Source organism: Candidatus Protochlamydia phocaeensis, from assembly GCF_001545115.1.
Taxonomy (GTDB): Bacteria; Chlamydiota; Chlamydiia; order Chlamydiales; family Parachlamydiaceae; genus Protochlamydia_A; species Protochlamydia_A phocaeensis.
In genome coordinates this window covers 1-17,882 of the sequence record NZ_FCNU01000014.1, presented here as the reverse complement: position 1 = coordinate 17,882, position 17,882 = coordinate 1, and the positions used below count along the sequence as shown (strand labels likewise).

19 protein-coding genes and 1 pseudogene are annotated in these 17,882 nt (G+C 39.4%); 6 read left to right on the top strand and 14 right to left on the bottom strand.

Annotation, left to right across the window (positions count from 1 at the left end):
- Positions 1 to 92: 92 nt before the first annotated feature.
- The 8 genes from BN3769_RS14700 to BN3769_RS05750 form a co-directional block, all read right to left on the bottom strand.
- The gene (locus BN3769_RS14700; RefSeq protein WP_154017835.1) at positions 93 to 230 is read right to left on the bottom strand and encodes a hypothetical protein; all 138 of its coding nucleotides are present in this window, start codon (positions 228 to 230) and stop codon (positions 93 to 95) included.
- 61 nt (positions 231 to 291) lie between these two features.
- Entirely contained in the window at positions 292 to 534 is a 243-nt protein-coding gene (locus BN3769_RS14695) for a hypothetical protein (protein ID WP_154017834.1), read from the bottom strand.
- 269 nt (positions 535 to 803) lie between these two features.
- Positions 804 to 1,583: an ABC-2 family transporter protein gene (locus BN3769_RS05775; protein ID WP_068468524.1), complete on the bottom strand. Its 780-nt coding sequence runs from the start codon at positions 1,581 to 1,583 to the stop codon at positions 804 to 806.
- A 1-nt stretch (position 1,584) separates the two neighbouring features.
- On the bottom strand, positions 1,585 to 2,367 hold the full coding sequence (locus BN3769_RS05770) for a hypothetical protein (RefSeq protein ID WP_068468522.1): 783 nt from the start codon (positions 2,365 to 2,367) through the stop codon (positions 1,585 to 1,587).
- Positions 2,364 to 3,329, bottom strand: coding sequence for an ATP-binding cassette domain-containing protein (locus BN3769_RS05765; protein ID WP_068468520.1), 966 nt, complete (start codon positions 3,327 to 3,329; stop codon positions 2,364 to 2,366). Before BN3769_RS05765 ends, BN3769_RS05770 begins: the two co-directional genes overlap by 4 nt.
- A complete protein-coding gene (locus tag BN3769_RS05760; RefSeq protein WP_068468518.1) occupies positions 3,326 to 4,423 on the bottom strand; it encodes a ThiF family adenylyltransferase in 1,098 nt (365 codons plus the stop codon). Before BN3769_RS05760 ends, BN3769_RS05765 begins: the two co-directional genes overlap by 4 nt.
- Positions 4,420 to 5,304 (bottom strand): SagB/ThcOx family dehydrogenase, encoded by an 885-nt coding sequence (locus tag BN3769_RS05755; RefSeq protein WP_068468516.1) that lies wholly within the window; start codon positions 5,302 to 5,304, stop codon positions 4,420 to 4,422. The genes BN3769_RS05760 and BN3769_RS05755 overlap by 4 nt, the downstream gene beginning before the upstream one ends.
- A 2-nt stretch (positions 5,305 to 5,306) precedes the next feature.
- On the bottom strand, positions 5,307 to 6,449 hold the full coding sequence (locus BN3769_RS05750; protein WP_068468514.1) for a SagB/ThcOx family dehydrogenase: 1,143 nt from the start codon (positions 6,447 to 6,449) through the stop codon (positions 5,307 to 5,309).
- Between the two features lie 685 nt (positions 6,450 to 7,134).
- Here BN3769_RS05750 and BN3769_RS14420 point away from each other — a divergent pair.
- Entirely contained in the window at positions 7,135 to 7,350 is a 216-nt protein-coding gene (locus tag BN3769_RS14420) for a helix-turn-helix domain-containing protein (RefSeq protein WP_228840630.1), read from the top strand.
- A 106-nt stretch (positions 7,351 to 7,456) separates the two neighbouring features.
- On the opposite strand, the gene BN3769_RS05745 is transcribed toward BN3769_RS14420, so the two are convergent.
- From BN3769_RS05745 to BN3769_RS05735, 3 genes are all read right to left on the bottom strand, one after another.
- Positions 7,457 to 7,762, bottom strand: a complete 306-nt coding sequence (locus tag BN3769_RS05745) for a helix-turn-helix domain-containing transcriptional regulator (RefSeq protein WP_068468512.1) — start codon at positions 7,760 to 7,762, stop codon at positions 7,457 to 7,459.
- Positions 7,759 to 8,088 (bottom strand): type II toxin-antitoxin system RelE/ParE family toxin, encoded by a 330-nt coding sequence (locus BN3769_RS05740; RefSeq protein WP_068468510.1) that lies wholly within the window; start codon positions 8,086 to 8,088, stop codon positions 7,759 to 7,761. Before BN3769_RS05740 ends, BN3769_RS05745 begins: the two co-directional genes overlap by 4 nt.
- Before the next feature lie 71 nt (positions 8,089 to 8,159).
- Positions 8,160 to 8,684 carry a tyrosine-type recombinase/integrase gene (locus BN3769_RS05735; RefSeq protein WP_228840629.1) on the bottom strand — a complete coding sequence of 175 codons (525 nt, stop codon included), beginning with the start codon at positions 8,682 to 8,684 and terminating at the stop codon, positions 8,160 to 8,162.
- A 52-nt stretch (positions 8,685 to 8,736) separates the two neighbouring features.
- Between BN3769_RS05735 and BN3769_RS05730 the strand changes: the two are divergent.
- Together BN3769_RS05730 and BN3769_RS05725 are read left to right on the top strand one after the other, a co-directional pair.
- Positions 8,737 to 9,042 (top strand): annotated as a pseudogene (locus tag BN3769_RS05730) (transposase); the annotation flags it as partial.
- Positions 9,043 to 9,206: 164 nt separating this feature from the next.
- Positions 9,207 to 10,031 carry a hypothetical protein gene (locus tag BN3769_RS05725; protein WP_068468504.1) on the top strand — a complete coding sequence of 275 codons (825 nt, stop codon included), beginning with the start codon at positions 9,207 to 9,209 and terminating at the stop codon, positions 10,029 to 10,031.
- 22 nt (positions 10,032 to 10,053) lie between these two features.
- Here the strand turns inward: BN3769_RS05725 and BN3769_RS05720 are convergent, their stop codons facing one another.
- Positions 10,054 to 11,508 (bottom strand): NADP-dependent isocitrate dehydrogenase, encoded by a 1,455-nt coding sequence (locus BN3769_RS05720; protein WP_068468503.1) that lies wholly within the window; start codon positions 11,506 to 11,508, stop codon positions 10,054 to 10,056.
- Positions 11,509 to 11,615: 107 nt separating this feature from the next.
- On the opposite strand from BN3769_RS05720, the gene BN3769_RS05715 reads away from it, so the two are divergent.
- A complete protein-coding gene (locus BN3769_RS05715; RefSeq protein WP_068468501.1) occupies positions 11,616 to 12,575 on the top strand; it encodes a KpsF/GutQ family sugar-phosphate isomerase in 960 nt (319 codons plus the stop codon).
- 29 nt (positions 12,576 to 12,604) lie between these two features.
- On the opposite strand, the gene BN3769_RS05710 is transcribed toward BN3769_RS05715, so the two are convergent.
- Positions 12,605 to 13,102 carry a hypothetical protein gene (locus tag BN3769_RS05710; RefSeq protein WP_068468499.1) on the bottom strand — a complete coding sequence of 166 codons (498 nt, stop codon included), beginning with the start codon at positions 13,100 to 13,102 and terminating at the stop codon, positions 12,605 to 12,607.
- 361 nt (positions 13,103 to 13,463) lie between these two features.
- Between BN3769_RS05710 and BN3769_RS05705 the strand changes: the two genes are divergently transcribed.
- Both BN3769_RS05705 and nhaD read left to right on the top strand, forming a co-directional pair.
- Entirely contained in the window at positions 13,464 to 13,874 is a 411-nt protein-coding gene (locus BN3769_RS05705; protein ID WP_068468496.1) for a hypothetical protein, read from the top strand.
- Positions 13,875 to 14,272: 398 nt separating this feature from the next.
- Positions 14,273 to 15,535, top strand: coding sequence for a sodium:proton antiporter NhaD (gene nhaD, locus BN3769_RS05700; protein WP_068468494.1), 1,263 nt, complete (start codon positions 14,273 to 14,275; stop codon positions 15,533 to 15,535).
- A 551-nt stretch (positions 15,536 to 16,086) separates the two neighbouring features.
- Here the strand turns inward: nhaD and BN3769_RS05695 are convergent.
- On the bottom strand, positions 16,087 to 16,995 hold the full coding sequence (locus tag BN3769_RS05695) for a hypothetical protein (protein ID WP_068468492.1): 909 nt from the start codon (positions 16,993 to 16,995) through the stop codon (positions 16,087 to 16,089).
- Positions 16,996 to 17,882: the final 887 nt, after the last annotated feature.

The following is a 17,882-nucleotide window of genomic DNA, read 5'->3' as shown; positions in this document are numbered from 1 at the left end:
CCCTCAAGAGAAAAGCCGCGTGCAGCCGAATGGCGAGCAAGCGGCCTAAAATTTGAGTTCTTTAAAATTAAAAAAACAGTAAAATAGGAACCTCATATGTCTGTACGACCAAGTCCCTTATGACACAGGCTTAAAAGCCTTCTTGCTCCTTCTCTTAGCAATTCCTCTAAAGAATTTTTAAATTCACTTGATGATCGATTTTTATCTTCTAAAATGAGATTCTCTTTCATGAGCGTTCCTCCTTTGAAATTTTTGATTGGTCGTCAAAACTTGACTGAGGTTACGCTCACCTTATTCTAAAATCCACAACTTTTGATAATATCTCCATACTCTATTTTCAAAAGTTAAATTCCCTCCCACATTGTGAGTTTCCATAATTTGGGTAAGGCTTGATTTTTGTCCCTTCAATGTGAACTGAGTATTTGTGATGGCAGATCCATCATCAGGATTGATGGTGATATTACTACCACTGCCACCAGATCCCGATTTATCAAGATTATTAGTAAAAGGATTATATGAAAAAGCAGTACTCATCCGACCATCACAAAGAAAATCAACGATTTTAGAAAGCTAATTTAAATTTTTCGAGATGGGTAAGTGAGAAATTTGAGTAGATTTTTCAGAAACTGAAAAATAATTTTTGCAATAACTCTGACAGCTTGATTCTGCCAAATTTCATCTTTCTTTCACACAATAATTTACAACATACACGCTGTGGAGTCTTTTTGTTAATATTTTACATTTAAAGCAGGTCTTTGTCTCATTGTTGACAGGTTAAATAAATTAAAATCAAGAAATAAATTTTATTCATTAATGAATATGTAATTTTTAGATTTATAGAATTTTAAGCCAAATTTAAAAAACCATATTCCAAAAAATAAGAAAAGCATTGTTGCAATAATAAATGCAAAGAATGGGGATATTCCTCCCTGAAGAACGACGAGTCGCGGTAAAGTTGCTGTTATAAGCAGGGGAGTAAAATAAAGAATCCACTTTTCTCTTCCTTTTAATGCGCGACTCACAGGAAAGAGCGATAGGGAAAGGAGTACTTGCAAGATAACATAGGAAATTTGACTACCACGAGAACTGAAAAAGGAAATAGTTCCAATAATAATGATAACGCTTGCAAATGCGAATACCATGATCGCGGAAATAGCTAGCATTTTAATTCCTAAAAATGGGCCGTAAAGAATTGAGGAAATCAAAATGGTAACCAACCCTTGAAGAATTTCTCCAAAAGACATTAGATTTGATTTCGAAATAGCGACAAGCAACAAAGTAGGCTGCGGCTTTGCAAGATAAGCTTCTAATTCGCCAGTTTCAATTAAACTTCCCAATTGATATAGACCACCCCCAAATACATTAAGTAAACCCCAGCTTGTGAGAACCATTCCTGTTGAGACTAAATATTCTTTAGCAGCTAATGGATTATCATCTGCGCTCAGAATAGCTAATAAATAAATTCCGTAAAGATAAAAGCTATTATTGAGAATAAGGGCAAGCAAACCCGTAAGAAACTCAAAAGGCTTTTTCATTTGAGCTGACCACTGATTTTTAAAAGCTAAAATCAATAAGGAAATCATCTTAGCCTCCAAAATTGTGGTAATGATGACGAGAAGTGCGATACATCCAAGCACTTAAACCTAACAGACAAGTCAATTGCAAAATGATTCTTGCAAACCATTGAAAGAAGGTGATTTGATAAAATTCAGCTTTAATGGAGAAGTAACAAGGTTGAAAAACCAGATCTGAAAATGGAGTATTCAAAAATAGCTTGCTCCATGGCTCAGGAATATCTGAAAGGGGAGCAAGAACTCCTCCAAATATCAAGAACAACTTTCCGAAAAGCATGCGAAAATTCTTAGTTGAATAGAAACGGATTTGAAGGCTGGTCAATAAAAAGGAATAGAGAGTATCCAAAATCGTAATCAAAGGAAGAAGAAGCAAGAATCTCAAAGCGCTAACAGAGGACAAGGAAAAATTATCTATAAAAAATGGCATAATAATCATGTAAATCAATAGATAAAGGAGTCTACGACTTAAGGTACGGCTATAGATCGAAATAGTCGTGTACATGGGCCATGAGCGGGGACGAACAAAAGAGAGGGAAAAGTCAGAGCTCGCTCGCTCTATCAAAGGTTCCCGAAGGGTAGTCATAAAAAGAATTTCGGTTAAACCTATATAGGCAAATAATGGCTCTATACCTAAACTAGTCGCATTATGATTTAATCCAAGCCAAAGCTTGGAAAAGATCCACATAAAGCAGGGATATAAGAATAATCCACCCAACGTTCCACTTAAGCTTGATTGTTCTTCTCTAATAGAGAAAAGCGCTAATTTGCTATAAAATTTAAGAGAATCTTTCATTTCTTCTCACCGGAATACCATTGAGCAATAATCGACTCCAAACTAATCTCTTCAACTGAAATATCGACGATATTGTTTTTAAAGATTGTCATAAAGTAATCGATCGCGGAAATCGGAGAAATCTGCTGGATATCAATTTGAAATTTTTTGATAAGACCATTCTCTTCAATCACTTGAATTCCTTCTTTGATTTCTCCTAAATTTTGCAAGCTAGGTGTTGAAAGCAGGAGTTTAATGTTTCTTTTCGAAGCCAATCCTCCTTTTAATCCTTGAAGAGACCCGTCATAGCCCACTTGCCCTTTGTTGATGAGAATAGCTCGATTGCAAATCGCTTCTACATCGGTAAGGTCATGGCTTGTAAGAAGCACCGTTGTTTTTTCTTCTTCTTGCCATTGCTTTAATAAAAGTCTGAATTTTGTTTTACCGACAACATCAAGTCCAATTGTGGGTTCATCCGCTAGCAAAATGGAGGGACGATGGATCAAGCCGGCAACAATTTCACAGCGCATGCGTTCGCCCAGTGACAATGTATTGGGAGGAGAATGAAGAAAATGGGTAATTTCGAATAATTCAGCTAATAAGTGAATTCTCGATAAAGTATCCTTTCTAGATAGATTGTAGATGGCTCCAATCATTTCCAGGCTTTGCTGCACGGTGATAAACATCCATAAATTACTGCGGGTTCCAAAAACTAATCCTAGGCATTTATTGGCTTCTGTAGTTCCAGATGGATAGTTTTCAATCCAAGATTCACCCTCTGTAGGTTTTAAAATACCGCATATCAATTTAATCGATGTACTTTTCCCTGCTCCATTAGGACCGAGGAAAGCCACCGACTCACCAGGCTTAATTTCAAGATTTAAATGTTTAACAGCAGGAATAAGTTCTTTTTTTGCAAACCAAGATGCTTTTTTCCAAAAGTTTTTGGAAAGATTTATGGTTTTAAGTGCATATGTACTCATGAAGTAACCTTGAAATTATTTGTTTCGCATGTATTGCAAAAGCAGCATTCAGAACTAGGCTCAAGCGGAAGATATCGACTATTAGAGAATGCAAACATGTCTAGTTGTATCATCCCATCTAATACTTGAGAATCATCACAACCAGATAGAAATCGAGATGCCTCATGAACTGCCATTGAACAACAGGTTGCAATCGGAGGAGCAAACGCTCGCTTTTGGATATTTTGATTTCGAAGCTCAGGATCGAGATTGCCATTTAATTCTAATGCTTTAATCGCACAAAAATAGCATATACTTTTGCTAGGAATCGTTAATGGACCTATCCAAGATCCCCCAAAGGTTAAACATGGCTTACCTTTAATCATGGCAGCTTGCGCAATCATACCAGATGGGTGATCTGATGCTTTTTTAGATGGAAGATAACTGAATGGATTAAAAACGAGGTCTATATTCTCCATGAAAGGATAAAGATCTTCCGTACCGCCCACCTTTAAGCAGTGTCCAACAAAATTGATTTCCGAATCGGCTTCTTTAATTCTTTTCTCACATGCATGTATTTTAAGACTACCTAGATCTCCTCGATCATAAAGGATTTGACGATGCAAATTTGAAATTTCTACACGATCAAAGTCGATACCGATAATATTACGAATCCCCATGCGTGCACATAAAAGTGCTACCCAAGACCCATATCCTCCAAGACCAACGATTAAAACAGTCCTATTTTGTAAATTTTCGTTGATCTGTTCCCCAGAAGTAGTTTGATTTTCAAAAGTTCTAAAAAAACGAATTTGCCTATCATAAAGAGTCTCTAAAGTAGGGCTTGGACTCTTATCATCCTCAATAAAAATTCCATATGATTTAAACTTAGAAATCAAAGAATGAAGAGAATTTTCCTTTAGACCAAATTTTTCTGCGATTTTAGGTAAATCTTCAGGATATTGAATGCCTTTACTTAGTGAATTGAGGAATAAGAAAATAGAGGGGTTTTCTGATTTGATTTCGTACTTCTTTTTTCTAAAAGAAGAGGATATCTCGATAACATTTCCTTCTTTTTTTCTTATTTCCCAACTGGATTGAAGACGCAAAATCATTTAGTAGCCCTAACATTTATAGAGTTTTCTGGGACGATTCCCATCGTAATACTATAGATAGGAATGCATTTACTTGGATCAATCTCTAAAAATGAACACATTTGACTATCTCTCATTGCGGGAGATGGCAGACCCCCTATCGAGTGTTGCATTCCTTTCAAGAGAATTTTTTGCGCGAGTCTACCTGAATCAATATATATTTCTCTTAATGCTCGATTGTAAGGAAATTTCTTCATCGCTTCTTCTAAATCAATAGCCAAAATGACTAAAAACGCTGCGGTGTATGAAGCAGCCATCCCACACAGCAGATTCACAGCTTCATTTCGAAATAATCCCTGCTTGACCAAATAAAGCCCATGTTGAATGGAACAGTAGCGATAAATCCCTGGTTGAATGCCTTCGATATTGAAAATCACGATGTAATATTTCCAAATATCCGCTAAAATTTCCTCTTTGAGTTCCCCTAGCAATGTAGATAGCAAACGCAAGGGTATTGAGATCTCTTGAAATTTCCGATGAGTTTTTCTATTCAAAAGAGCTTGCATAGGAGAGAGCTGAGCATTCTCTATTTTATCAGGAAAAACAAAATCGACACATTGCTGGTTCGAAGAAGTGGCCGCTTCAGTTTGCTGTCTTCTAATTTGTTCAGGAGGGGAGGACAAATAGTAATCCAATGACACTTGCCACTTACGCTCCCACCAATGCTCGATTTTAGAGGACTTATCAGAATCAGTAGATGGGATTTGTTGAGAATTTTGATACTCGATCAGATAATCACAAAAAGAGGAGGCACTATAAATTCTCATGATGTTATGTAAGGGACTTTTTAGCTTTATTGAAAGATCTTCAAAAGATGCAAAGGTTAGATAAGATAAATCCATAGTTAGCATTTCTCCTCATGCAAAGTCACAACAGCCATTACTCCTTCATCCAGCATTGAAGCTCCAATTTTTTGTAATAAAGCTTCTTCATTGAAATTCAAATGAATGCGAGTTTTCATGCCGAATTCTTGTGCAAGCATTTCTATAGTCGCTAAAATATGACCTATATCCATATGGATCGTTCTAAATGTTCTCGGTTCTCGATAGCGGTACATATTTCTTTCAAAAACGCTAGTTAGAACAATTGCACCGACCGATTTAGCAGAGTCTTTTCCCACAAAGTCTTCTAAAAGACTAGATTTATCCTCTGATATTAAAGAAAGCGAAATAGGGTCAGTTTGAATGTGATAAAACCCTTTTTGAATGCCTTGGAGGTCGATAGACAAAAAATAACCTTCTGTGGGGTGACGACTTCCCCCTGAAGGACTTGTTCTTCTGATGAGTGGGACATCATCAATCCAATGACACGGCTTTTCTCCTTTTTTCCCAAATGCAATTGCTAATAGGTGTTTAATCTTCTCCGAAATTGCATATCCTTGTGCTTGATCAGCAGGCATATCTAAAGAGGGGAGTGGGATATTTTTAATAGGTGAGGCGTATTCTTTATAACGTTGTGTATCTGGTTGGAGACTTTGGTATTTAATCATTTTCTTACGGTCTATATCATGACCATCTCCTTCCTTTGTATAATCAAGAAAAGGAGCATCCCAAGTAAAGAAGTGATAATTTGCAGCATCCTCCCACCCTGATTTTGTCCAATTTAGAAAATTGTCGAATAAGGGACGATAATCTTCTTGTTTTTCACTAGGGAGGATGATATTTTTAGAAATCAGGTTTTTTAGTGCGTTTTCAAATTGCTCAGTCTGGATATTCAATTTAGAAGCAAGGAATTCAAATAGGGTTGATTTTGTAATAGGCTTTGCGCATGCTGCAACCATCAAAGCCCCAACAAAAGGCACGGCATAAAGCTTTTTTTCAGATAGCTCTTCTATAGCCCAATAATTCTTTGTCATCGGACTGGGAAAGCGTAATTTTGTCGTTATATTAGTTTGCAAAAAATCTGTATTATGATTTACCATGGTTTCACATTCATCTTGTTTTAGGATGTTAAAGGGCTGTTTCCAGCCCTTTTGTTTATTGATCATGCTGCAAGCATGGTCGGTCAATCATATCTAGTTCGAAGATTTCAAAATCATCATTTTGAAGATTTTTGGATTCTTCTTGTAGAGCTTTTGTGTCCATAAAAAAACTCCTAATTTAAAGATTTAACTTAACCTCTTTAGGTAGAGAGGTCCATTAATTTATAGATTAGTCAGGCTTTCGATTCAAGTTATTTTAACCGGCGAAATGCTTTAAATTTCAGGTCATCTCTTAATTATTTACGAAGAAAGAAAATGAATGGAAAGATGCCACAGTATAAGCCAACGTTGAAGGTATCAACTAATAATCGCCACTATTTGGTTAACTTGTGACAAAATAGATCAAAAAAAGAATTGTATGAAACGAGAAACGCAGCCTTACTTTTAATGGTTCTGCAAAAATTCTATTCGTGAAAATACCGGCATTTTGAGTATTATCCAATGCTTTCAGATTGTAAGGGATACCTTGCGCTAATTAGGGAGCTAAACGATGATGCGAATAATATTTGGTTTTATAGCCTGTCTGTTCTTTTTTCACCATGCAAATGCTGCTCAAACTTCAATCAGTGAAATACAGTCCTTCCAGCTGAAAGCTGGAATTTTTAAGCTGATTTTAATTAAAATTTGTTAACATGTTAGTCCAAGTTATTTATGGGTTAAAATGGATTTATCTTCTGAAGCAAAATTACACATGGAAAGGCGTGTCAGGCAGACAAAAGACAAGCATGAATACACACGTTTGTGTGTAATTTTGGCAAGAAGTGAAGGTTTGTCTGTAGAATTAATCGCACAAACCCATCGCATAAGCGTAAGCAGTGTCTACCAATACTTAACTGAGTATGAAAAAGAGAATAATACTCAGCATGAACCAAGAGGTGGAACAGAGAGCAAGCGGCCTAAAATTTGAATTCTTTAAAATTAAAAAAACAGTAAAATAGGAACCTCATATGTCTGTACGACCAAGTCCCTTATGACACACCTTAGTTAAATGGGAGGTAATTCTATAAGAAAAGCTAATTGTTTGGATGAATTCCAATTCCAAAACCACAAGCTTTTAAAGCTAGCATAATTGTTGAGAATCTGGGCTTAGATTCTTTGGTTAAACTTTTGTATAGGCTTTCTCTGCCCGCTTCCATTTTTTCAGATACATTAGTAATGCCACCTTGAGCTTCTATAACGTCGCGAACGGCTAATAAAAATATGCCGAATTCTTTGGTTTCTAAAGCTTCTTCTAAGCAAGCTTCTAAATAGGCTGAAGCTTCTAGAGGGTCTTTGAGAGATTCAATTAAGTGTTCTTTATAACTTCTATACTGTCTCATTTTTTTGCCTTCTTTGAAGAAAGATGGTTTTCCCAATATTCCTTGGCTTTACTTATATCTTTTTGTTGCTGATTCTTGTCACCGCCCAGAAGCAAAATCAAAAGCGTATTTTCTTCCAAACCACAATAAACTCTATACCCGGGTCCAAAATCTATTCTAAGTTCAATAATTCTATCAAAATGCTTGCAATCACCAAAATTTCCAGAGTCTCGAATCCTAGCGATTCTTGCATTAATCTTAGATCTAACCAATCTATCTAAGTCTTTTATCCACTCAGTATAAGGTTCTTTTCCATTAGCTGTTTTGTAAATTTTAATTTCGTACATTTAGTTACTCGTTCTAATTTAATTGTATCCAATCAGATACTTTTTGTAAATTTATTTGATTTTTACTAGCTTTATACCAAGCTAACTTTCTTGCTTGCATTATCTGCACGAGAAGACTTGTCATAAGCGTTAACCATCTCGCTTGATGCGTGACCGGTTACCTTTTGAGTATCGCTGTCACTAAAGCCTTGCTGCTTTAAATAGGTTACTGTCGAGGCTCTAAGAACGTGAGGAGTAACTTTAAAAGGACTGTTTGCGGCCTTTCCTGCTTTTTCAAAAGTTGAAGCCAATTGGCAAAGAGGAATAGGTTTACCCGTTCGTGTGATAAAAACCAATCCTTGCCGATCACTTATATAGATCTTTAGCGCATTCATCATAGAGGGAGGATAAGTTATAATTGTCTCTTCTATAGCTCCCCTTGTCTTAAGCTGCTTGAATGTTATTTGATTAGTATTCCAATCAATCTTATCGACTGTTAAGGATAAAACTTCTCCTATCCTTTTTCCTCCCTGCAAGGCAATTTTAGCTAAAAGACAATCCCGACTATTAATTTTGTCCAGAGCTTCGAAAAACCGTAACCATTGAGCTTGAGTCATAGCTTCTGTGACTACATGTTTATGCACTCGCTTAAATGTCTTATTAGCTTCTTCTTGTGAATGTTTGTTAAAAGACAAGCAAGAGCTCATGACTTTTTATGACTTTCCAGCCATGCATTGGCAGCATATTCGAACAACAAATCCAATCGAGTCAACTTTTGCAACAATTAGGCATCGAACAAGGCAGACTAAGGGATGCGGCTCTCGCCTAGCGACTCTTACAATGGTCTATAAGCTTGCTACATCAGCGGAGAATCATTGGAAGCGGTTAAAAGGCCATGAATTGATTAGCAAAATCATTAATCGAGTTCAAATTAAGGATGGAGAAGAAGTCAAGGAACAGGAGCAAATAGCTTAAAGATGAGTCTGTCCCAGCTCTTCTTCTATTTGCGTTATGTCTTTCCCTTTCATTTAATTCATTGTCTCTTGTTCCTGTTTTATCTAATATGACTTCTTTCATAAAGACTGTCGAATTGTCATTGTCTATGGTGGGTTTTAATACCCTTTAAAAGGAATAAGGAAATGGGGGAAAGTCAATCCGCTTTGCAAATGGCCCGTTGGCGGTCAGAAGAGGAGATCCGAGATACTCCGGGTGTAATGGTTGCAAGTGATCAAAAGTTAGAATGGCTTCTGCCTTGGTGGTGGTATCATTACCGCAAGCATAATTCCACTCCCGTTGTTTTTGCCGATTTTGGCATGTCCGCAACAGCCGCACAATGGTGCCGGCAAAGGGGAATGCTTATTGATTTGACGGCGCCACTCGATTTTTTGGTTCCTCAAGACAAGATTGCTCCCGAATTAGCGCAGCGTTGGCAGGCGCTTTTCCATAATAAAGAATTTTGGAATGTTCGCCGAATGTGCCTTAAAAAGCCTTTTGCCATGATCCAAAGCCCTTTTTCTCATACGCTTTGGACGGACTTGGACTGCGAGGTTAGGGGATCTGTTTATCCTTTATTTGAAACGTGCGATGACGAGATTGGCTTTTCCATTGCTCCACAGCCGGATTTTGCACTTAAAAACTACCTCAAGCAAGGGCTGTTGCAACCGGGCGAGAAGACGTATAATGCAGGCGTTATTGCCTTTCGCTATCAGTCTCCAGTCATGCTCAAGTGGACGCAGGCCGTTATAGAAAAAAACGCTTGTTTTCCCGGCGATTCGGATCTTTTAGCCGATTTAATCCGAACGGAAAAGATCGACGTATTCGAGCTTCCTCAAATTTATAACTGGCGCATGGCGCAAGGCCCCAATCCGGATGCCATTATTGTGCATTGGGTCGCTGATTGGGGAAAGCAGCATATTCTGGAAGAAATGAAGATGCTGCCTTTAGAGAATTTTAATCCCTCTTGAAAGAAGGGGGGACTTTAAGGCTTCACTGTTCGTCCTGCCCTAAGGTATAGCCTGGCCGGCCATCGAAGGCAAAAAGATATTCCGTTTGCGTGATGTCCATTCCCTTATCAGCCAAAGCACGCAATAAATCAATAATGGTAGGGTGCGTGACTTGGGCGCCTCCTTGAGCAGAAATAAAACGGCAGCGCCAGCTGTCGACGCAGCTTGTCTCCGGCATTTTCTCCGGCCAAACTTTGGCTCCGCGGTTGCTGATCATTTTTAAGGACAATGCAGAAGGGGAAGCGTCTTGCAAGATGCCGGCGAGCTTGTCTGCGTCTTCTTGCCATTGGATAAAGACATCTATGCCTAATAAGGTTTTTTGTATCGAAGAGCGATTGGAAGCGGGCTTGCCATGTTCAATGCGCTTAGCCGTCGTGTAATGCGCAGCAGGGAGAGTATCGGGTTTTTGCCCTAGGCGTTGAATGACTGCTTCGGCGAATTCTCTGGTTCCTACTTTTTGCCGGCTGGTTTTCTCTTTAAAAATATCATAGGTATGAATACCTTCTTCTAGCGTCTTTAGCCAGGCATTATGAATCAAAGCGGCTATTGCGGGTTGTTCAATATAAACGAGCATCTGAATAGCGGCTAAAAGCAGGCCTGATGGGTTGGCCAAATTCTGGCCTGCACGGCGAGGAGCCGAGCCATGGATGGCCTCAAACATAGCTCCCGAAGTTCCAATATTAGCCGATCCCGCCAAACCGACAGAACCGGCAATCTGAGCCGCGACATCAGATAAAATGTCTCCGTATAAATTAGGCATGACGATGACGTCAAAGGCTGTCGGCGTATCAGCCAATTTGGCAGCCCCGATGTCGACAATCCAATGCTCTTTCTCTATATGTGGATAATCTGTGCCGATCTCTTCGAAGATCTTATGGAATAAACCATCCGTTAATTTGAGAATGTTGTCTTTAGTAAAGCAAGTCACTTTTTTACGCTCATGCATTTGCGCATATTCAAAGGCATAGCGGATGATTTTTTCGCATCCTGGGCGTGTAATTGTCTTGAGCGCTTGATAAACGTCCGGCGTTTGACGGTATTCAATGCCTGTATAGAGATCCTCTTCATTTTCGCGGACAATGACGATATTCATGCCTGGATGCTTGGTCTCGACAAAAGGATAATACGCCACGCAAGGCCGGACGTTGGCATAAAGGCCGAGCGTTGTACGGACTGTTACGTTCAAGCTCTTAAAGCCCCCTCCTTGCGGCGTGGTAATGGGAGCTTTCAAAAAAGCTTTTGATTGACGAATGGTTTCCCATGTAGACGGATCGATGCCGGAAGGCTGCCCCCTTAAATAAACTTTTTCTCCAATTTCTACTTTTTTAATGTCTAAAGGGGCGCCAGCTGCAGTTAAAATATGCAAGGTAGCTGACATGATTTCAGGCCCGATCCCATCCCCTTCCGCTACTGTGATCGGTATTAAGTGTGCCGCCATACGTTGCTCCCTATAAAGATTCTTTTAAACAATCTATCTTGAGACTAATCTCTTCCTAGTTTAAAATCCACGCTTAATCCTCAATTTGATTACTATATTAGATTAGCATGTTAAAAGAAATATTTGATAAGCAGCGTATTTATACTCAACACTACTTTGAGTCTTTAAATTTGGAGCAAGTAGAAAAATTGATTGATATGTTGCTCGGTTGCAAAGGAATCATTTTTTTTACCGGCGTGGGAAAGAGCGGGCTCATTGCCAAAAAAATTGCCTTTACTATGGTTTCAACAGGGACACGAGCTCTTTACGTTTCTCCGATTGATGCTTTGCACGGAGATGTCGGTATGGTCTCCGGAAAAGATATTTTTATTATGCTGAGCAAAAGCGGCGAAAGCGATGAGTTGCTCAATTTAGTTCCCGCCATTCGCAATAAGGGGGCGACATTAGTGGGGGTTGTGTGCAATCCAAGCTCACGCTTGGGAGCTGCCTGCCATTATGCTTTGACACTGCCTTTTCAGTCCGAACTCTGCCCTTTCGATATGGCGCCTACCATGTCAACGACCTTTCAAATGTTGCTTGGGGATCTGCTCACCGTCGCTCTTATGCAACTTAAACATTTTAGCCTGGACGAATATGCCCTGAATCATCCTTCCGGACGCATTGGCAAACGCATTACCTTGAAAGTGAAGGATCTGATGTTGACCGGAATGCGCGTGCCTTTATGCCGTCCAGAAGATAAACTCGGATCAGCTCTCATTGAGTTATCTAATAAGCGCTGCGGATGCATCTTGGTAGCAGACGAAAATCAGAAGCTATTGGGCATTTTTACAGATGGCGATCTAAGGCGTACCTTGCAAAAATATGGCGGACAGGTACTTGATATGCGCATGCAAGACGTCATGACCCAGCATCCGCGCTGGATTGATCCTAACGTGCTGGCTTGGGATGCCATGAAGCTCATGGAAGCCGATTATCAAAAGCGCATCATGGTCTTACCCGTTATTGACGATCAATCTAAGGTCTTAGGCCTTTTACAAATGCACGATATTGTTCAAAGCGGGCTGTAATCTATACGAGAAAGATAAAAAGATCCTCTCTACGCATCTTCATTTTCTCCCTCTAACTGCCATTTTCTTAACTCTTCGTAAGAACGCTGGCTGAAATAAGGAAAAAATAAATCCGCTCCTTGGGCTTTTGCCGGCGGCTTGCGCAACTTGGCAAATCCTTTTTTTGAATAAATTAAAACTTTCTCCTTAGAATGAGGCTTTAGCCAAAAAGCTAATCCATACCTGCGGGCGTCTTCGCTATAGCGAAAGTGATCGATGGCGCTAAAGGGAATGGTCACTATCTTCTGGCCTTTGACATGAAAGGTTAAATAATCCAGCCCAACGGCTTGCAATTCATTGGGATGGGTCTGTAAAAGAGAGAGGCGCCGATAGGGAAGCAATCCAATGGCAATAAGGAAAAGGCTGCCGATAAAAATCCAAAAGCCCCACATTTGCAGCGTGTGAAGGCGTGCAAAAGCTCCCCAGTATATAAGTCCCAGCACTCCAATTAAAGCCAAGCTAAATCCTTGCCATAAAGCTCGCCTCATGAATGTTTCAGATAGGCTTGTGCGTAAAGTTAAGAAGTCTCTCATCGTTTAATAAAAGGTTATAAAGTGTTAAGGACTATTGTCGATTCATAATGGCCTAGATTCAAATTCTTTTTCTTAGGAAGCGGTCGATAGGAAAAACAATCTTGAATATAGATAATTAGCAATTCGATCACAGCCTCCTAAAGGCTACATTAAACGCATAATAGCCTATATTTGAGATTATTTTTCCTAGGGAAAAAGCCTCCCACATCCAATCGCTAGCGGTTTTAATGCATCCTCTTATAGGGTTGCTTGACGCTTAGATCAAAAATTGCTAAGTTAAAAAAACTTTAGTAAATTCTTGAGTTAGGAGTCAATCATGATATGTCCTCTATGTCCTTCAGCGGGTTTTATAGGAGGAATAATAGGCGGGTATTTGGGAGTCAATCCTCCTCAATCCGTTGGCGGCCGCTATTTGAGCATTTTAGCAACAGCTAATTTGGTTAGTCTGACGGTTATTGCGCTAAAAGCGCTAGCGAATATTTCTATGTGCAACGGCCCACTTTTGACCCTAACTAATATTTCTATTGTTTTGGCCAAAACGTTAGTCATGGGCGTGGCCTATTCGATTGCTGTTAATTATTTATTGAATCGCTTTGTATTTAATACGCGAGCTGCCGTTCTGCCTCAAGTTGTCTCTGCTCCTCCGCCTCAAAGAGAGGCTTCCACTCCTTCCGGCTGTTGCCATTGTCAATGCGCAAATAGGCAGCCTGAATCGACGAGGAATTAAAAGCTGGCTTCATCGTCCAAACGATTTTTACAATGAAGAGAGGAGGGGGAAAAGAACCCTCAGCGATTGCTTGGAAAAAATTCCCCATTCTTTCAGATTGCTTGTAAGAAACCTCTCCTTTCCTCTGTGATGCCTTCTTGCGGATTTGATCGTTAAATCCTTAATGGATCAGATAGGTTCTTAAGGATGAAATAACTTCGCATCCAGGCTTATTTCTAATTGGTGGCCTATTCTCATAGAAAAGAACGCGAATTTAGGCCATGAGCGGTTTTAATACACCCTAAGATTTCTATTTGATTTGTTTATTTTTAAGTTTGATTAATTGCGAAGACGCGTATAATTCTCTTTTTTATAAAAAATTCTAAGAGAGGATTTTGAAAGAAATGGGGCATATAAATATGTATGATCTTCTAATGATCATGACCTTTATTATTGGGTATATTGGGATTACAATTGAGCATGTCAGCAAAATTAATAAAACGTCGATTGCTCTCTTAATGGCCATCATTTGCTGGGCGCTGCAATTCACCAGTCAAGCTTTCAATCATGAAAGCAATCTGTCATTTCTTGGCGAACATTTGGCCAATATCAGTCAGATTATTTTTTTTCTGCTGGGTGCATTGACCATTGTTGAAATCATTAATGCCCATAAAGGCTTCCGCTTGATTTCCGACTATATCAATATTACTTCAAAGCGCAAGCTTTTGTGGATTGTCGGCTTTCTGACTTTCTTTTTATCCTGCATCTTGGACAACCTTACAACGACCATTATTATGGTCACACTGATGAGCAAGCTGATCGAAAAGGGAGAAGACAGGCTAATCATGGGAGGTGCCATTGTCATCGCTGCCAATGCAGGCGGAGCCTGGACACCTATTGGAGACGTTACGACGACTATGCTATGGATTGGCGGGCAATTATCGACCCTAAGAGTTATTTTAGATCTCTTTTTACCTAGCCTTACTTGCTTGGTCGTTTCGCTTTTCTGTTTAAGCTTTGCCTTGAAAGGTGACTTTACTCCCCCTTCCAACAAGAATGGAAAAGAAGAAATCGAGCCAATGGGGACTGTCATTTTCTGGCTGGGGGTAGCGTCCTTAATTTTTGTGCCTGTTTTCAAAATTCTCACCGGGCTGCCTCCCTTTATGGGGATGATCCTGGGGTTATCTATTATGTGGATTGTCACGGATGTCATTCATAAAGAATACGAAGAACGCTACCACTTGCGCGTTCCGCATGTCATGACTCAAATTGACGTGGCAGGCGTCTTATTCTTCTTGGGCATTTTGCTCAGCATTGATGCCCTGCACACAGCCGGTCTACTCGATGCCTTGGCAACTTGGATGAATAATACCATTTCCAACTCTCACCTGATTGCTGTGGCGATCGGATTGGCGTCAGCTGTTGTGGATAACGTGCCGTTGGTAGCTGCCGTCATGGGAATGTATGATCTGACCCAATATCCGACAGACTCAAGTTTTTGGGATTTGATTGCTTATTGTGCCGGAACGGGCGGAAGCATCTTGGTTATTGGCTCGGCTGCAGGTGTGGCGTTTATGGGGCTCGAAAAAGTAGACTTTTTCTGGTATTTCCGCCGCATTGGCATCCCAGCCTTTATCGGTTATTTAGCCGGAATAGGCATCTTTGAACTGATTAAGGGATAGAAAGGCAATGAGCAAGCGGCTCTGTTAAAGAGCGGCTTGCTGTCTATTCAAATCGCTAGTAAGCGCCATATGAGGATAACCACTTCTCAAATGTCAATTGAAGGCCTAACCTGTCGGTAAGCGTCTCTAACTTTTCTTTATATCTCTTAATAATGACATCTGCTTTAAAAGGTCCTTAAGCTTTTCTTCTAGTTCTTCCTGAAAAGAAAGAGAAAGAGGAAAAGTATTTATTGTTAAACTTTCCGATGGCACGAGCTGAAGAAAATCCATTATTGATAGGGAAATTGAAAAATTCCTTATCACTCCTAACGCTATTATTATTTTAATAGTTTAATGTTGGTTAAGTTAGTTTTTATTAATTAATTTTTATTAAATTTGTTGTGAGAGAAATGTAAAGATTTTCAATTTATAAATTGAATTTTGTTTTTTACATGCTTGAAAAGTTAAAGGAGTAGGAAAGAAGAGAAATGGATTTTTGTACAACGAGAGGCAAGCGGTTTTTATAGGCTATGAAGAGGATTTTTAACGATTAAGAGGGGGATTAACCCCTCTTAGGAAGGCCGTTTCACTGCTGGAACAGACGAGCGAACGTTGGAGCGATTCATCATCCACGCAAAAAAAAGATTCCAAGCCAGATAGAGAGCTAATCGAAAGGAACTTAGCTGTTCTCGAAAAGTCACTAACCAATTGGAGGGCGCTTGTCCATGCAGCCGATCTAAGCGCGCGAGCGTAAAGGCGTATTCTGCTTCTTCTAGTTGCTGTTTTCCAGAGATTCCTTCTTTTAAAAGCGGAGGAGACCACTGCTCGACTAAATACTGCTCCCATCCTTTCTGGAGCTGTTCTTTCTGCTCAGAGGGCGTGTGACCAAGCGGTTCTTTTAAATAATGCTCAATTAAAAAAGATTCGGTTGGAAAGAGCGCATAGTCCGGAGATTGATAAGAAGGATGACCATTTAAGCGGTTATCCAACGCAAAAGTGAGGGTAATTAAGGGAAGAAGCCAAGCTGCCTGTTTAGCCCCTTCGACTTTTAATAAGAGCAAGACGGCAATGACAACGGAAAAGCAGAGCCACGCTAGTTCGAAAGGAGGGACTTCCAAAAATAAAGCACGTAGGCCATCTTCTATTTTCTTTAAGGCCGGGCGAGTGGCGTACAGGTGAAGGGCTTGATAGTCCTCGAGGACTTTTTGCCGTTCTGCTTGCGGCAGGCGAGCAAATCGCTGAGCTTGCCGTTGAAGCTTGTCTTCTTGATGGAGCTGTTTTTTTACAATTTCGGAATTGCCCATCACATATTCATAAAGGAGCATTCTGGAGCGCAGGGAAAAATACTCTCCCATAAAAGGCTGAGTGGCATACCATAAAATGAGGCTAAAGGCCAGGCAGAGTTGAATAATGGCCAGTAAACGCTGTGGAAAGGGAATAAAGGTGCCGGGAGGAAGCTCTTTAGATCTTTTACGAGGCATAAGCGTCTAAATAAAAATTTTTAAATCTTAATTTATATACATGCCAGGACTTAAATATAGAAGGATTTTTTGATGGGAATCCATAAAAAGGCATGTCTATATATTAGGTTAAAAATAAAATAAAATCTTGATAAAAAGAGTTTGATTTGTTACTATAAATAATAAGTGGATGAGTAAAAGTTATTCAATTTTTTGTTGAATTATTTTTAAATTTAAAATAAATAGTTGAAAAATAATTCCATATATTATAATATAAATAATTGAGAGCGAAGTAGAGAAGATCTCTCTTCCTTCCTTAATCAAACCCGTTAATCCCCGTCAAAAATTTTTAATCATACAGTTTATCAGAGTTATCAAGCATCAAATCAAGCGTTTTGGTGTCTATGATTCTTCTTTTCCGTAAGGTGGCTTTTTAACTCTCGTTTCCTTTTGATTAAACGGATAGGACGAGCGAAGAAAGAAGAAGAGAATTCGCTTTAAATTGATCGTTTTTTTTCAATTTTTCTCTTCAAGCAAGGAACAATGCGAACAAAAAAACACCTCTTTAATGACTTGTGGATGGATTATTAGAAAAAATGGAAAAAAGAGGTTGCGATAAATCGCCTATTTTTTGTATGTTTGTAACTTCTTACGAACGAAACGCGTAAAAAACAAGCGAATCAAGCGTAAGAAATAGCGAGCGCCACTGAGCGTCGCAAAGAGTGTTTTGACAGTATAAGAGAGACAATGTGCAAGCATAATAAATAGAGCTTGTGTGGGACAGGTTTACCTGTCTTACATATAAAGCACCGCTTTAAGCGGTGCAAAATAAACAACTCAGATTTTCAAGAGTTTTTTTTCTGTGAGAATTTGATCTTGGTTCAGATTGAATGCTGACGGCGTGGATG

Bases quoted from the DNA above. Each gene is read 5' to 3' on its own strand.
- BN3769_RS14700 (WP_154017835.1), bottom strand. From the start codon at position 230: ATGAAAGAGAATCTCATTTTAGAAGATAAAAATCGATCATCAAGTGAA.
- BN3769_RS14695 (WP_154017834.1), bottom strand. From the start codon at position 534: ATGAGTACTGCTTTTTCATATAATCCTTTTACTAATAATCTTGATAAA.
- BN3769_RS05775 (WP_068468524.1), bottom strand. From the start codon at position 1,583: ATGATTTCCTTATTGATTTTAGCTTTTAAAAATCAGTGGTCAGCTCAA.
- BN3769_RS05770 (WP_068468522.1), bottom strand. From the start codon at position 2,367: ATGAAAGATTCTCTTAAATTTTATAGCAAATTAGCGCTTTTCTCTATT.
- BN3769_RS05765 (WP_068468520.1), bottom strand. From the start codon at position 3,329: ATGAGTACATATGCACTTAAAACCATAAATCTTTCCAAAAACTTTTGG.
- BN3769_RS05760 (WP_068468518.1), bottom strand. From the start codon at position 4,423: ATGATTTTGCGTCTTCAATCCAGTTGGGAAATAAGAAAAAAAGAAGGA.
- BN3769_RS05755 (WP_068468516.1), bottom strand. From the start codon at position 5,304: ATGGATTTATCTTATCTAACCTTTGCATCTTTTGAAGATCTTTCAATA.
- BN3769_RS05750 (WP_068468514.1), bottom strand. From the start codon at position 6,449: ATGATCAATAAACAAAAGGGCTGGAAACAGCCCTTTAACATCCTAAAA.
- BN3769_RS14420 (WP_228840630.1), top strand. From the start codon at position 7,135: ATGGAAAGGCGTGTCAGGCAGACAAAAGACAAGCATGAATACACACGT.
- BN3769_RS05745 (WP_068468512.1), bottom strand. From the start codon at position 7,762: ATGAGACAGTATAGAAGTTATAAAGAACACTTAATTGAATCTCTCAAA.
- BN3769_RS05740 (WP_068468510.1), bottom strand. From the start codon at position 8,088: ATGTACGAAATTAAAATTTACAAAACAGCTAATGGAAAAGAACCTTAT.
- BN3769_RS05735 (WP_228840629.1), bottom strand. From the start codon at position 8,684: ATGACTCAAGCTCAATGGTTACGGTTTTTCGAAGCTCTGGACAAAATT.
- BN3769_RS05725 (WP_068468504.1), top strand. From the start codon at position 9,207: ATGGGGGAAAGTCAATCCGCTTTGCAAATGGCCCGTTGGCGGTCAGAA.
- BN3769_RS05720 (WP_068468503.1), bottom strand. From the start codon at position 11,508: ATGGCGGCACACTTAATACCGATCACAGTAGCGGAAGGGGATGGGATC.
- BN3769_RS05715 (WP_068468501.1), top strand. From the start codon at position 11,616: ATGTTAAAAGAAATATTTGATAAGCAGCGTATTTATACTCAACACTAC.
- BN3769_RS05710 (WP_068468499.1), bottom strand. From the start codon at position 13,102: ATGAGGCGAGCTTTATGGCAAGGATTTAGCTTGGCTTTAATTGGAGTG.
- BN3769_RS05705 (WP_068468496.1), top strand. From the start codon at position 13,464: ATGATATGTCCTCTATGTCCTTCAGCGGGTTTTATAGGAGGAATAATA.
- nhaD (WP_068468494.1), top strand. From the start codon at position 14,273: ATGTATGATCTTCTAATGATCATGACCTTTATTATTGGGTATATTGGG.
- BN3769_RS05695 (WP_068468492.1), bottom strand. From the start codon at position 16,995: ATGCCTCGTAAAAGATCTAAAGAGCTTCCTCCCGGCACCTTTATTCCC.